Consider the following 12,774-nt stretch of genomic DNA (forward strand, 5'->3'; position numbering starts at 1 on the left):
CGAGGAACTCCGATGTCCGAACTCTTCATCCTCACGGGCGCCTCGCGCGGCATGGGCCGCGCGATGGCCGAGCAGTTGCTGCGCCGCGGCGAGGTCACGCTGCTGGCAATCTCGCGCGGCACGGACGCCGCGCTCGAGGCCGTGGCCGCCGAGGCCGGCAGCCTGCTGCTGCAATGGCCGCTGGACCTGGCCGATCCGCTGCCCGCCGCGCAGCGCGTGAGCGACTGGCTGGGCACGCTGCATGCGCCGGCCTTCCAGAGCGCCACGCTGATCAACAACGCCGGCACCGTGGGCCGCCCGGCACCGCTGGCCCAGGCCGAGCTGGCCGATCTGTCGCAGGCGCTGCGCGTGGGGCTGGAGGCGCCGCTGCTGCTCACGGCGGCCTTCCTGCGCGCCACCCGCGGCTGGACGGCGCCCCGGCGCGTGCTCAACATCTCTTCGGGCCTGGGCCGCAACGCCATGGGCAGCCAGGCGCCCTACTGCGCGTCGAAGGCGGGCATGGACCACTTCTCGCGCGCGGTGGCGCTGGAGGAGGCGGGCGAAGGCGGCGCGCGCATCGTGTCGCTGGCGCCGGGCGTGATCGACACCGACATGCAGATCGCGCTGCGCGGCGCCGATGCGGCGCTGTTTCCCGACCGCGGCCGCTTCGAGAAACTCAAGCAGGACGGCCTGCTCGACAGCCCGGACAGCGCCGCCGCCAAGGTGCTGGCTTGGCTGGACCGGCCGGACTTCGGCGCGCAGCCCGTGGGCGACGTGCGACAGCCCTGAAGGGCTCGCTCACACCTTCAGAGTTCCACGGCCGCGCTGAAGCCGCCGAAGATCATGCGCTTCGCATCGAAGGGCATGGTCTTCGGGTCCATCTTCGCGATGCGCGGGTCGGCCATCACCTGGGCATTGACCGCGTCGCGGTGTTTGCGCGACTTGTAGACGATGTACGAGAAGAAGACGACCTCGTCGTCCTTGAGCTTGACGCTGCGCGCGAAGGAGGTCGTCCTGCCGGGCGGCACGTCGTCACCCATGCATTCGATGTATTCCAGAGCGCCGTATTCCTTCCAGACCTTGCCGGCCTTGCGCGCGATGGCGCGGTAGGCCGCGATGTTCGCGCGCGGCACGGGCAGCACGAAGCCGTCGACATAACGGGGCATGGAGAGTCTCCTGGTTCGGGGAATGGGTGCCGCACGCGCGGGCGGCCGAATCGCTGGCGCGGTGGCCAACGCGAAGAAGCGGTCAGAAGCTCTTGCCGGGCCCGTTCACCAGCCAGGGCGTGCCGAAGCGGTCGACCACCATGCCGAAGACCTCGGCCCAGAAAGTTGGGGGCGAGCGGCATCTGCACCTGGCCGCCCTCGGCGAAGGCGGCGAACACGCGCTCGGCCTCGGCCACGCTGGGCAGGCTCAGGGCCACGCCGAAACCCTTCATGCCTTCGTAGGCCTGGCCGGGCATCGTGTCGGACGCCATGAGCATGCCGCCCCCGAAGGACAGGGCCGCATGCATGATGCGGTCCTGGGCCTCGCGCGGCAGTTCGGCGCAGGCGCCGTCGGGGGCCTGCGCCATGGTCATCATCACTTCCAGCTTGCCGCGCAGCACTTGTTCGTAGAAGCGCATGGCCTGCGCCGCATGGCCATCGAAAGTCAGGTAGGCGTTGATCGGGGACATGGAGGTTCCTTGGAGTGAGGGGAGGACGGTGTGCCATCAGGACCGGAAGTTTGTGTACACCGTCCACAAAGACTAGCAGACAATCGTGAACACTGTCCACATGAGTTCCAGAATGAATCTCGCAGTCGCATCGCAGCACGGCCGGGCCGCAGGCCTTCCGTGGGGCACGGCGCGAGGGCGCTGACATGCGCCGCACGACGCCTTCCGCCCCTTCGCAGCCGCGCCCCGGCGAGGCTGGCGCCGCGCCCGCCCGCCGCGGCTACCGGCATGGCGACCTGCGCCGCGCGCTGCTGGAGGCCGGCATGGCCCTGGCGCGCGAAGGCGGCCCCGAAGCCGTGGTGCTGCGCGAGGCGACGCGCCGCGCCGGCGTGGCGCCCAATGCCGCCTACCGCCATTTCGCCAGCCACCAGGACCTGATGGCCGCCGTGCGCGCGGCCGCGCTGGCGGCCGTCGCCGATGCCATCGAGGCCCAGCTGGCGCAGGTGCCTGCGCGGGGCCGCCGCGCCGAGCGCGCGCGCGCCGGGCTGCGCGCCGTGGGTGCGGGCTACCTGGGCTTCGCGCTGCGCGAGACCGGCCTGTTCCGCACCGCCTTCGTGGCGCTGGGCCCGGTCGAGAACGACCACGACCCGGCCAAGGCGGGACGGGGCGGGCTCAACCCCTTCGAGCTGCTGGGCGCGGCGCTGGACCGGCTGGTGGAAGCCGGCGTGCTGCCGGCCGAGCGCCGCCCGGGCGCCGAATACCTGGCCTGGTCGGCGGTGCACGGCCTGGCCATGCTGCTGATCGACGGCCCCTTGCGCGGCGCGCCCGAAGCGCAGGTGCAGGCGCTCGCGCAGCGGCTGCTGCGGATGGTCGAGAACGGCCTGTGAGCGCACGGCGCGGGCCCGGCCGTCATGCGATGGATTTAGGATGAGGCTTCCATCCCGCAGGAAAGCGCATGCCAGTCGTTCTGATCGCCAACCCCAAGGGCGGCGTGGGCAAGTCCACGCTGGCCACCCATGTGGCCGGTTATTTCGCCAACCAGGGCCATGCCGTGATGCTGGGCGACGTGGACCGCCAGCAGTCCTCCCGGCTGTGGCTGGGGCTGCGCCCGGCCCAGGTGGCGCCCATCCAGGGCTGGGACGCGGAAGGCGAGGAAGGCCTGCTGCGGCCGCCCCGGGGCACCACGCATGCGGTGCTCGATTCGCCGGCCGGCCTGCACGGCAAGCGGCTCAAGCAGGTGCTGGCGCTGGCCGACCAGGTGCTGGTGCCGCTGCAACCGAGCCTGTTCGACATCTATGCCACGAGCGACTTCGTGCACAGGCTGCTGGAGCGCACCGAAGGCAAGGCCGGCAAGCGCGTGGCGCTGGTGGGCATGCGCGTGGGCGGGCGCACGCTCGCGGCCGGGCAACTGCGCGAGTTCGTGGCGCGGCTGGACGTGCCCGTGGTCACCGAGCTGCGCGACACGCAGAACTACGTGCAACTGGCGGCGCGCGGACTCACGCTCTTCGACGTGGCGCCGGGGCGCGTGCAGCGCGACCTGGCGCAGTGGGAGCCGCTCATGCGCTGGCTGGACGGCCGGCCGGCGGGCCCCGCAGCCTCTGGAAATCCCTGAGATCCGGCTGTCGCCGCAGCTACAAGCGCGGCACCGCAGCGACCCCAGAATGCCAGCCATGAGCATCCGCACCTTCGAGAACCTCGAGGCCCTGGCCGCCTGCGTCGGCCAGAGCGTGGCCACCAGCGACTGGGTCACCATCACCCAGGCCCAGGTCAACCAGTTCGCCGAGGCGACCGGCGATCACCAGTGGATCCACATCGACGTGGAACGCGCCAAGGCCGGGCCCTTCGGCGCCCCCATCGCGCACGGCTTTCTCACGCTGTCGCTGCTGCCCACCTTCTTCGAAAGCGCGATCCGCATCGAAGGCGTGCGCATGGGCGTGAACTATGGCCTGAACCGCGTGCGCTTCATGTCGCCCGTGCCCGTGGGCAGCCGCCTGCGTGCGCACATCAAGCTGCTGGCCAGCGACGCCATCGACGGCGGCGGCCGCCAGCAGACCTGGGAAGTGACGGTGGAGCTGGAAGGCGCGGCCAAGCCGGCCTGCGTGGCCGAGTCGGTGTCCCGCGCGTACGCCTGACGCGTCGCGCGTCAGGCGACGCCCAAGGACGCCCCGCCAAACCCGTTCTGCCGCCAGGCCTCGAACACGGTCACGGCCACGGCGTTCGACAGATTGAGGCTGCGCTGGCCCGCGCGCATGGGCAGGCGCAGCAGCTGTGCGGGCGCGAACTGCGCGCGCAGCCCGGGCGCCAGGCCGCGCGTCTCGCAGCCGAAGACCAGCCAGTCGCCGGGCCGGAAGGCCGTGCCGTGCACGCTGCCGGTGCCGCGCGTGCTCAGGCCGAACAGGCGCTCGCGCGCCGGCGCGCAGCGCGCGAGGAAGGCGGCCCAGTCCGCATGCCGCTGCACGTCGGCGTACTCGTGGTAGTCCAGGCCGGCGCGCCGCAGCAGCCGGTCGTCCATCGAAAAGCCCAGCGGCTCCACCAGGTGGAGCGTGCAGCCCGTGTTGGCCGCCAGGCGGATCACGTTGCCGGTGTTCGGCGGAATCTCGGGTTCGACGAGGACGATGTGGAACATGCGGACGAAGCAGGAAGCCCTGCGCCTCAATTGGGCCAGAGGTGGAGCAGGACCACCGTCATGCAGAAATAGCGTGCGAGCTTGCCGATCGCCATGTAGAGCACGCAGGGCCAGAAAGGCATGCGCAGCCAGCCGGCCACCGCGCACAGCGGGTCGCCGACGAGCGGCAGCCAGCTGAGCAGGCAGGCCTTGGGGCCCAGCTTTTCCAGCCAGGCCAGCGCGCGCAGATGGTGGGAAGACTGGCTGTACTTGTCGGCCACCTTGTGCGCGCCGTAGCCCATCCACCAGCTCACGGCGCCGCCGAGCGTGTTGCCGGCCGTGGCCACGGCGATGGCGGGCCAGAACAGTTCGGGATTGAGCTGCAGCAGGCCGAACAGCGCCGGCTCCGAACCCAGAGGCAGCAGCGTGGCCGACACGAAGGCCACGAAGAAGAGGGTGGACAGGCCGTACTCGGGCAGGGCGAGCAGCGCCAGCAGGGAATCGAACCAGGCTTGCATGGGTGGACGATGAGTATAGGAAGCGGTCCCGGCGGCCTTGTCGTCGGCCAGGCCGGGCGCACGCAGGCGCAGGGCGGGTGCGCGCATGGCACGAGCAGGCGCGCCCCGTGGGGGGGGCGAGTCTGGCGCCGCCCACCTGTCCGGCGCCTGATTTCATTCGCTGAAATCGCGGCTGGCTACAATCGCTGCCTCATTTTTGAGCAGCCCGCGGCTGCACCGTCCCGCTTCCTTCCCCATCATGCAGATCGGCCCCATCGCGCTGGAGAACCGGCTGTTCGTCGCGCCCATGGCGGGCGTCACGGACCGGCCCTTCCGCATGCTGTGCCGCGCCTGGGGCGCGGGCTACGCGGTGAGCGAGATGGTCACCTCGCGCAAGGACCTGTGGGCGTCGCTCAAGACCTCGCGCCGCGCCAACCACGAAGGCGAGCCCGGCCCGATCGCGGTGCAGATCGCCGGCACCGACGCCGCCATGATGGCCGAGGCCGCGCAGTACAACATCGACCGCGGCGCGCAGATCATCGACATCAACATGGGCTGCCCGGCCAAGAAGGTCTGCACCAAGTGGGCGGGCTCGGCGCTGATGCGCGACGAGCCGCTGGCGCTGGCGATCGCCGAGGCGGTGGTGCAGGCCGCCGCGCCGCATGGCGTGCCCGTGACGCTGAAGATGCGCACGGGCTGGAGCGCCGAGCACCGCAACGCCGTGAAGCTGGCGCGCGACTTCGAGCGCGCGGGCATCCAGATGCTGACGGTGCACGGCCGCACGCGCGAGCAGGGCTACCAGGGCCAGGCCGAGTACGACACCATCGCCGCCGTGAAGGCCGCGGTGCGCATTCCGGTGGTGGCCAACGGCGACATCACGGGCCCGCACAAGGCGCGCCAGGTGCTGGCCGCGACCGGCGCCGACGCCCTCATGATCGGCCGCGCCGCGCAGGGCCGGCCCTGGATCTTCCGCGAGATCGGCCACTTCCTGGCCACGGGCGACCTGCTGGCGCCGCCGCGCGTGGCCGAGGTGCGCCAGGCGCTGCTGGGCCACCTGCGCGAGCACTATGCGCTGTACGGCGAAGGCACGGGCGTGCGCAGCGCGCGCAAGCACATCGGCTGGTACGTGCGCGCGCTGCCCGGCGGCGAGGCCTTCCGCGACGCCATGAACCGCATCGAGGAGGCCGAGGCCCAGTGGCAGGCCGTGGACCGCTTCTTTGCGGTGCTGGGTGCGCAGATGGACTACCTGCCCGCCGCGGCGCCGGACGCTTTTTCACCCGAGGACGAGGAGGGCGCGGACGGTGCGCGCCAGGGCGCGCCGGCCCATTGCGCCATGGCCTGAGGGCCGGCGCTGCGCTGGAATCCGCCCTTCCCTCCCACAGAAGAACAGGCCCAGACCTATGAGCAAGAAGCAGATCGACGAGTGCGTGCGCGGCAGTCTTGAAGACTATTTCAAGGACCTGCGCGGCACCGAACCCGACGGCATGTACGACATGCTGGTGCGCGTGGTGGAAAAACCGCTGCTGGAAGTGGTGATGGCCCGCGCCGAGAACAACCAGTCGCGCGCCGCGCAGTGGCTGGGCATGAACCGCAACACCCTTCGCAAGAAGCTGGTGGAGCACCGCCTGATCAAGTGATCGGCCGCGTGCAGCGCCTCGCTTTCATTTTTCCCTTTCCCCTTTTTCGCAGAACACCATGGCGCTCACGGCCCTTCTCTCCGTTTCCGACAAGACCGGCATCCTCGAATTCGCGCAGGCGCTGCATGGGCTGGGCGTGAAGCTTCTTTCGACCGGCGGCACCGCCAAGCTGCTGGCCGACGCCGGCCTGCCGGTGACCGAGGTGGCCGACCACACCGGCTTCCCCGAAATGCTCGACGGCCGCGTGAAGACGCTGCATCCCAAGATCCACGGCGGCCTGCTGGCCCGCCGCGACCTGCCGGCGCACATGGCAGCGATCGAGCAGCACGGCATCGCCACCATCGACCTGCTGGTGGTCAACCTCTACCCCTTCGAAGCGACGGTGGCCAAGGCCGGCTGCACGCTGGAAGACGCGATCGAGAACATCGACATCGGCGGCCCGGCCATGGTGCGCAGCGCGGCCAAGAACTGGAAGGACGTGGCGGTGCTGACCGATGCCTCGCAGTACGCCGTCGCACTGGAAGAACTCAAGGCGAATGGCAGCATCAGCGCCAAGACCAAGTTCGGCTTCTCCGTGGCCGCTTTCAACCGCATCGCCGACTACGACGGCGCGATCAGCGACTTCCTGTCGGCCGTGGACTTCGACGCCAGCCAGGGCCAGAGCGCGCCCGTGCGCACGCTGTTCCCGGCGCAGAGCAACGGCCGCTTCGTCAAGCTGCAGGACCTGCGCTACGGCGAGAACCCGCACCAGCAGGCCGCCTTCTACCGCGACCTGTACCCGGCGCCCGGTTCGCTGGTCAGTGCCAAGCAGCTGCAGGGCAAGGAGCTCTCGTACAACAACATCGCCGACGCCGACGCGGCCTGGGAATGCGTGAAGAGCTTTGATGCGCCCGCGTGCGTGATCGTCAAGCATGCCAACCCCTGCGGCGTGGCCATCGGCGAGGACGCGCTCCAGGCGTACAGCAAGGCCTTCCAGACCGACCCGACCTCGGCCTTCGGCGGCATCATCGCCTTCAACCGCCCGGTCGACCTGGCCGCGGCCGAGGCCGTGAACAAGCAGTTCGTCGAGGTGCTGATGGCGCCCGGCTACACGCCCGAGGCGCTGGCCGTGTTCCAGGCCACCAAGGCCAAGCAGAACGTGCGCATCCTGCAGATCGAACTGCCGCCGGGCGGCGACACCGACTGGGCCAACGGCCGCAACGCCATGGACGTCAAGCGCGTGGGCTCGGGCCTGCTGATCCAGACCGCCGACAACCACGAGCTGCAACTGGCCGACCTCAAGGTCGTGACGAAAAAGCAGCCCACGCCGGAGCAACTGCAGGACCTGCTGTTCGCCTGGAAGGTGGCCAAGTACGTGAAGAGCAACGCCATCGTTTTCTGCAAGGGCGGCATGACCCTGGGCGTGGGCGCGGGCCAGATGAGCCGCCTCGATTCGGCGCGCATCGCCAGCATCAAGGCCGAACACGCCAAGCTCTCGCTGGCCGGCACGGCCGTGGCGAGCGACGCCTTCTTCCCCTTCCGTGATGGCCTGGACGTGGTGATCGACCACGGCGCGAGCTGCGTGATCCAGCCCGGCGGCTCGATGCGCGACCAGGAGGTGATCGACGCCGCCGACGAGCGCGGCGTGGCGATGGTCTTCAGCGGCGTGCGCCACTTCCGCCATTGACCGGCTCGCCACCGCCACCGCGCCCTCCCGGTTTCGAGGATGACGCGGACACGCCCCGGCCGCGCTGGATGGGTGTGCTGCTGGCGGCCTGCGTGGCCCTGCTCATCGCGGGCCTGCTGATGACCTCGGTGTTCATCCTGCGCAACTACGCCGGGGGCGGCGCGGGCCCGGCCGCCGAGGCCCAGGCCGCGGACGCTGCCGCGCGCCCGCGGCCCCTTCCTCAGGCGACGCGCACGCGGCGCGGTGCGCGCAAGGCGCCGGCATCGTTGCTGGCTTCGGCATGCGGCAGGGCTTCGGCCAACGGGCGGTCGCCCTGCGCGTCGTGCACGCGCGTGGCCAGGCCCATGGCCTCCATGCGCGTGAGCAGGGGCAGCGGCGGCAGCTCTTCCACGTTGGCCATGCGCCGCACGTCCCACGTGCCGTCGGCGATCAGCCGCGCCGCGGCCACGGCCGGCACGCCGGCGGTGTAGGAGATGGCCTGGCTGCCCACCTCGCGGTAGCACGCGGCGTGGTCGCACACGTTGTAGATGAACAGCTCGCGTGGCTGGCCGTCCTTCGTGCCGCGCACCTTGTCGCCGATGCAGGTGAGGCCCTGGTAGGTGGGCGCGAGCGAGGCCGGATCGGGCAGCAGCGCCTTGACCACGTGCAGCGGCACCACGGTCTGGCCGTCCTGCAGCCGCACGGGCTTTTCGGACAGCAGGCCCAGCTTGTTCAGCACCGTGAAGACGTTGATGTAGTGGTCGGAAAAGCCCATCCAGAAGCGGATGTCGGGCACGTCGAGCAGGCTCGAGAGCGAATGCAGTTCGTCATGCCCCGTGAGGTAGGTGGTCTGCGTGCCCACGGCCGGCAGGTTCCAGTCCTGCCGCACCTCGAACATGCGGTTGGGCGTCCACTGCCGGTTCTGCCACGACCACACCGTGCCCGTGAATTCGCGGAAATTGATCTCCGGATCGAAGTTGGTCGCGAACCAGCGGCCGTGCGAGCCCGCGTTGGTGTCGATGATGTCGATGGCCTCGATGCGGTCGAAGAACAGGTCGCGGGCCAGGCGCGCATACGCATTGACCACGCCCGGGTCGAAGCCGATCCCCAGCACCGCCGTCACGCCGGCCGCGGCGCATTCCTCGCGGCGCTTCCATTCGTGGTTGGCGTACCAGGGCGGCGTTTCGCAGACCTTGTCCGGGTCCTCGTGGATGGCGGTGTCGATGTAGGCCGCGCCGGTGGCGATGCAGGCCGAGAGCACGGCCATGTTGAGGAAGGACGAGCCGGCCTGGATCACGATGCGCGCGCCCGTGGCGCGGATCAGCGCGGCCGTGGCCTGCACGTCCCGCGCATCGAGCGCATGCGCCTGCAGCACGCCCGGCTGCTGCAGGCTGCCCTTCGCCCTCACCGACTCGACGACGGCCCGGCATTTGGGCACGGTGCGCGAGGCGATGTGGAGGTCGCCCAGCTGGGCGTTGTGCTGCGCGCATTTGTGCGCCACCACGTGGGCCACGCCGCCGGCGCCGATGATCAGGACATTCTTCTTCATGCTTCGCTTCTCCTTTCTGGGGCAGAGGGTGAGGGGCGCGCGGTTCAGCCCAGGCTGTCCACGTAGTCCTGGTAGCCGAAGCGGCGCACCAGGCGCACCTGGCCGTCCAGCTCGCGCACGGCGATGGCGGGCATCGCCACGCCGTTGAACCAGTTCTTCTTGACCATCGTGTAGCCCGCGGCATCGCGCACCGACAGCCGGTCGCCCGGCACCAGGGCGCGCGCAAAGTCGTACTCGCCGAACACGTCGCCGGCCAGGCAGGTCTTGCCGCAGACCAGGGTGCGCTGCGGCGCGGCGCCGGCCGGCGCCGTCACGGGCGTGCCGATGACGGGTTCGTCGCGCACCAGGTCAATGCCGGCGGCCTGCAGGCGGTAGATCAGCAGGTCCGGCATGTGCGATTCGGTGGCGGCATCCACCACCGCCAGCGCCTTGCCGTTGTGCAGCGTGTCCAGCACCGTCACTTCCAGCGTGGCGCTGTGCTGCGCCAGGGCCTCGCCGGGCTCCAGGTAGACCTGCACGCCGTGGCGCTCCGAGAAGGCGCGCAGCCGCGCGGCCAGGGCCTGCAGCGGGTAGCCGGGCGCGGTGAAATGGATGCCGCCGCCCAGGCTGACCCAGTCCACGCGCGCCAGCAGCGGCGCGAAGCGCTCCTCCACCTGGCCAAGCAGCGCATCGAAGCGCGCGAAGTCGCGGTTCTCGCAGTTGTTGTGGATCATGAAGCCGTCGAGCCGGTCCATCACGCTTTCCACGCGCGCCAGGTCCCACTCGCCCAGGCGGCTGAAGGGGCGCGCGGGATCGGCGAGGTCGTAGCCGGCCGCGCTCACCTGCGGGTTCAGGCGCAGGCCGCGCGGGATGGCGGCCGCGTGGTGGCCCAGCCGCTGCAGCTGCGAGGCGGAATTGAAGATGATCTTGTCGGCATGCGCCACCGCGTCGGCCATCTCGTGCTCGGACCAGGCCACGCTGTAGGCGTGCGTTTCGCCGCCGAACTTCTGCCGGCCCAGCTGAAGCTCGAACAGGGAGGAGGACGTGGTGCCGTCGAGGTAGTCGCGCATCAGGTCGAACACGGGCCAGGTGGCGAAGCACTTGAGCGCCAGCAGGATGCGGGCGCCGGAAAGCTCGCGCAGGCGGGCCGCCTGTTCCAGGTTGCGGCGCAGCGCGGCCTTGTCGATCAGGTAGTAGGGCGTCTGAAGGGCGGTCGGGGTCATGCGGAAGAAAGCGGAGGAAGCGGCCCGGCCCGGCGCGGCCGGGGCCGCAGGGGAAAGGCAGGCAGGTCGCGTGGCCGGAAGGCCGGTGCTGGAAGGCGCAGCGCGGCAGTGCGCGTGCGTGCGTACGACGAAGGGCTGCTGAGCCCGCGCGCGCCGAAGGCGGCGGCTACGGACTCAGGCCGGTGTTCGGCTCTGGCAGACCTGGTCCTGCATCGGATGCCGGTGCAGGCGCGTGGCCGCGGGCCGATGGGCCGGGCGCTGGAGGTTCGTGCGCACGGGCGCGCGGGTCGTCGTCGAGGGGCGCGCATGCGTGCGCGCCGCCGTGGACTTGCGCGCAGGCGCGGGCGCCGTGGACTTGCACGCAGGCGCGCGCGCCGTGGACTTGCACGCATGCGCGCGCGCTCTGGACTTGCGCGCATGCGCGCGCAAGGGCCACCGCAGCGGGTGGCCCGGGTGATGTTCTTCCTCTTGGGAGGTGTTCAGCGCAACTGAGACGATCCCCAATTGGAAGAGGGCGTCGGTGTTCATGGCGTCCTCCCCAACCAGCAGATGGAAAGGCCCGCGCGGTGGCGGGCCCAGAACTGGCGATCCTACCGCATGCCCCGCCCGCCCGCGAAGGGCGTAGGGGACGAAAGGATGGCCGCCAGCGGCGGTGCGCGCCGCAGCCGGCCCCGCCGCATGCCGCGCGCGGTCAGCCCAGCGTGCGGAAAGCCTCGCGTGCCGCCGCCACCGTGGCCGCGATGTCCTCGTCGGTGTGGGCCGCGCTCACGAAGCCGGCTTCGTACAGCGCCGGGGCGATGTAGACGCCGCGGTCCAGCAGGCCATGGAAGAGGGCGTTGAACTTCGCGCTGTCGCTCTTCATCACGGCGCCGTAGTTGCGCGGCAGCTCGGGCAGCAGGAAAAAGCCGAACATCCCGCCTTCGCTTTCGGTGCAGAAGGGCACGCCGGCCTCGTCGGCCGCGGCCTGCAGGCCTTGCACCAGCGACTGGGTCTTGGCACCCAGCGCTTCGTAGAAGCCGGGCCTGGCGATCTCCTTGAGCGTGGCCAGCCCGCAGGCCGTGGCCACGGGGTTGCCCGACAGCGTACCGGCTTGGTAGACCGGGCCCACGGGGGCCATCTGCTCCATGATCGCGCGCGGGCCGCCGAAGGCCGCCAGCGGCATGCCGCCGCCGATCACCTTGCCCAGCACCGTGATGTCGGGCGTGATGCCCAGCACGCCCTGCGCGCCGCCGAGCCCCACGCGAAAGCCCGTCATCACCTCGTCCACGATCAGCAGCGCGCCATGCTGCGTGCACAGCTCGCGGCAGCGCCGCGCGAACTCGGGCGTGGCGCGCACGAAGTTCATGTTGCCGGCGATGGCTTCGATGATCAGGCCCGCGATGTCGGCGCCGTGCAGCGAGAACGCTTCTTCGAGCTGCGCGACGTTGTTGAACTCCAGCACCAGCGTGTGCTGCACCACCTCTTCGGGCACGCCGGCCGAGGTGCTCTGGCCGAAGGTGGCCAGGCCCGAGCCGGCCTTGACCAGCAGCGCGTCCGCATGGCCGTGGTAGCAGCCTTCGAACTTGATGATGCGCTTGCGGCCCGTCGCGCCGCGCGCCAGGCGGATGGCGCTCATGCCAGCTTCGGTGCCGGAACTGACCAGCCGCACCATCTCCATCGAAGGCATCAGCGCGAGGATGGCCTCGGCCAGCTCGATCTCGCGCTCGGTCGGCGCGCCGAAGGACAGGCCCTCGGTCACGGCGCGCTGCACGGCCTCGATCACGGCCGGGTGGCCGTGGCCCAGGATCATCGGCCCCCAGGAGCCGATGTAGTCGATGTAGCGCGCACCGGCCGCGTCCCACATGTAGGCGCCCTGGGCGCGGGCGATGAAGCGCGGCGTGCCGCCCACGGCCTTGAAGGCCCGCACGGGCGAGTTGACGCCGCCGGGAATCACGGCGCGGGCGCGTTCGAAAAGTTGTGTGTTGGTGTCGGTGGTCATGTCAGTGTGCGATGGCGCTGCAGGCAAT

At 70.7% G+C, this 12,774-nt stretch carries 14 protein-coding genes and 1 pseudogene; 7 read left to right on the top strand and 8 right to left on the bottom strand.

Annotation, left to right across the window (positions count from 1 at the left end; genetic code table 11):
- The first annotated feature begins 12 nt into the window (after window positions 1-12).
- The gene (locus LG388_RS02915; protein WP_225781336.1) at window positions 13-768 is read left to right on the top strand and encodes an SDR family NAD(P)-dependent oxidoreductase; all 756 of its coding nucleotides are present in this window, start codon (window positions 13-15) and stop codon (window positions 766-768) included.
- A 17-nt stretch (window positions 769-785) separates the two neighbouring features.
- Here the strand turns inward: LG388_RS02915 and LG388_RS02920 are convergent, their stop codons facing one another.
- Window positions 786-1,145, bottom strand: coding sequence for a DUF1428 domain-containing protein (locus LG388_RS02920; protein ID WP_225781337.1), 360 nt, complete (start codon window positions 1,143-1,145; stop codon window positions 786-788).
- Between the two features lie 212 nt (window positions 1,146-1,357).
- Window positions 1,358-1,654: pseudogene (locus LG388_RS02925) on the bottom strand (VOC family protein); the annotation flags it as partial.
- Window positions 1,655-1,839: 185 nt separating this feature from the next.
- Between LG388_RS02925 and LG388_RS02930 the strand changes: the two are divergent.
- The 3 genes from LG388_RS02930 (at window position 1,840) to LG388_RS02940 (ending at window position 3,765) form a co-directional block, all read left to right on the top strand.
- On the top strand, window positions 1,840-2,520 hold the full coding sequence (locus LG388_RS02930) for a TetR/AcrR family transcriptional regulator (protein ID WP_225781338.1): 681 nt from the start codon (window positions 1,840-1,842) through the stop codon (window positions 2,518-2,520).
- Between the two features lie 68 nt (window positions 2,521-2,588).
- Window positions 2,589-3,245, top strand: a complete 657-nt coding sequence (locus LG388_RS02935; RefSeq protein WP_225781339.1) for a ParA family protein — start codon at window positions 2,589-2,591, stop codon at window positions 3,243-3,245.
- A 49-nt stretch (window positions 3,246-3,294) separates the two neighbouring features.
- The gene (locus LG388_RS02940; RefSeq protein WP_304956837.1) at window positions 3,295-3,765 is read left to right on the top strand and encodes a MaoC family dehydratase; all 471 of its coding nucleotides are present in this window, start codon (window positions 3,295-3,297) and stop codon (window positions 3,763-3,765) included.
- Window positions 3,766-3,776: 11 nt separating this feature from the next.
- On the opposite strand, the gene LG388_RS02945 is transcribed toward LG388_RS02940, so the two are convergent.
- Together LG388_RS02945 and LG388_RS02950 are read right to left on the bottom strand one after the other, a co-directional pair.
- Complete coding sequence (locus tag LG388_RS02945) at window positions 3,777-4,259, bottom strand: tRNA (cytidine(34)-2'-O)-methyltransferase (RefSeq protein WP_225781340.1); 483 nt, start codon at window positions 4,257-4,259, stop codon at window positions 3,777-3,779.
- Window positions 4,260-4,285: 26 nt separating this feature from the next.
- Window positions 4,286-4,756, bottom strand: coding sequence for a YqaA family protein (locus LG388_RS02950; protein WP_225781807.1), 471 nt, complete (start codon window positions 4,754-4,756; stop codon window positions 4,286-4,288).
- 238 nt (window positions 4,757-4,994) lie between these two features.
- Between LG388_RS02950 and dusB the strand changes: the two genes are divergently transcribed.
- The 3 genes from dusB to purH are packed head-to-tail and all read left to right on the top strand — an operon-like array spanning window position 4,995 to window position 8,038.
- On the top strand, window positions 4,995-6,077 hold the full coding sequence (dusB, locus tag LG388_RS02955; protein ID WP_225781341.1) for a tRNA dihydrouridine synthase DusB: 1,083 nt from the start codon (window positions 4,995-4,997) through the stop codon (window positions 6,075-6,077).
- A gap of 58 nt (window positions 6,078-6,135) precedes the next feature.
- On the top strand, window positions 6,136-6,372 hold the full coding sequence (locus tag LG388_RS02960) for a Fis family transcriptional regulator (RefSeq protein ID WP_225781342.1): 237 nt from the start codon (window positions 6,136-6,138) through the stop codon (window positions 6,370-6,372).
- 58 nt (window positions 6,373-6,430) lie between these two features.
- Window positions 6,431-8,038 carry a bifunctional phosphoribosylaminoimidazolecarboxamide formyltransferase/IMP cyclohydrolase gene (gene purH / locus LG388_RS02965; protein WP_225781343.1) on the top strand — a complete coding sequence of 536 codons (1,608 nt, stop codon included), beginning with the start codon at window positions 6,431-6,433 and terminating at the stop codon, window positions 8,036-8,038.
- Window positions 8,039-8,258: 220 nt separating this feature from the next.
- Here purH and LG388_RS02970 read toward each other — a convergent pair whose 3' ends face one another.
- The 4 genes from LG388_RS02970 to hemL all read right to left on the bottom strand — a co-directional run bounded on the left by LG388_RS02970 (window position 8,259) and on the right by hemL (window position 12,746).
- Window positions 8,259-9,566 carry a saccharopine dehydrogenase family protein gene (locus LG388_RS02970; protein ID WP_225781344.1) on the bottom strand — a complete coding sequence of 436 codons (1,308 nt, stop codon included), beginning with the start codon at window positions 9,564-9,566 and terminating at the stop codon, window positions 8,259-8,261.
- Between the two features lie 44 nt (window positions 9,567-9,610).
- The gene (locus LG388_RS02975; protein ID WP_225781345.1) at window positions 9,611-10,768 is read right to left on the bottom strand and encodes a carboxynorspermidine decarboxylase; all 1,158 of its coding nucleotides are present in this window, start codon (window positions 10,766-10,768) and stop codon (window positions 9,611-9,613) included.
- Between the two features lie 174 nt (window positions 10,769-10,942).
- Complete coding sequence (locus tag LG388_RS02980; protein WP_225781346.1) at window positions 10,943-11,296, bottom strand: hypothetical protein; 354 nt, start codon at window positions 11,294-11,296, stop codon at window positions 10,943-10,945.
- Window positions 11,297-11,459: 163 nt separating this feature from the next.
- Window positions 11,460-12,746, bottom strand: coding sequence for a glutamate-1-semialdehyde 2,1-aminomutase (gene hemL, locus LG388_RS02985; RefSeq protein ID WP_225781347.1), 1,287 nt, complete (start codon window positions 12,744-12,746; stop codon window positions 11,460-11,462).
- Between the last annotated feature and the right edge of the window lie 28 nt (window positions 12,747-12,774).

It is taken from the genome of Xenophilus sp. Marseille-Q4582, from assembly GCF_916700565.1.
Lineage (GTDB): Bacteria > Pseudomonadota > Gammaproteobacteria > Burkholderiales > Burkholderiaceae_C > Xenophilus.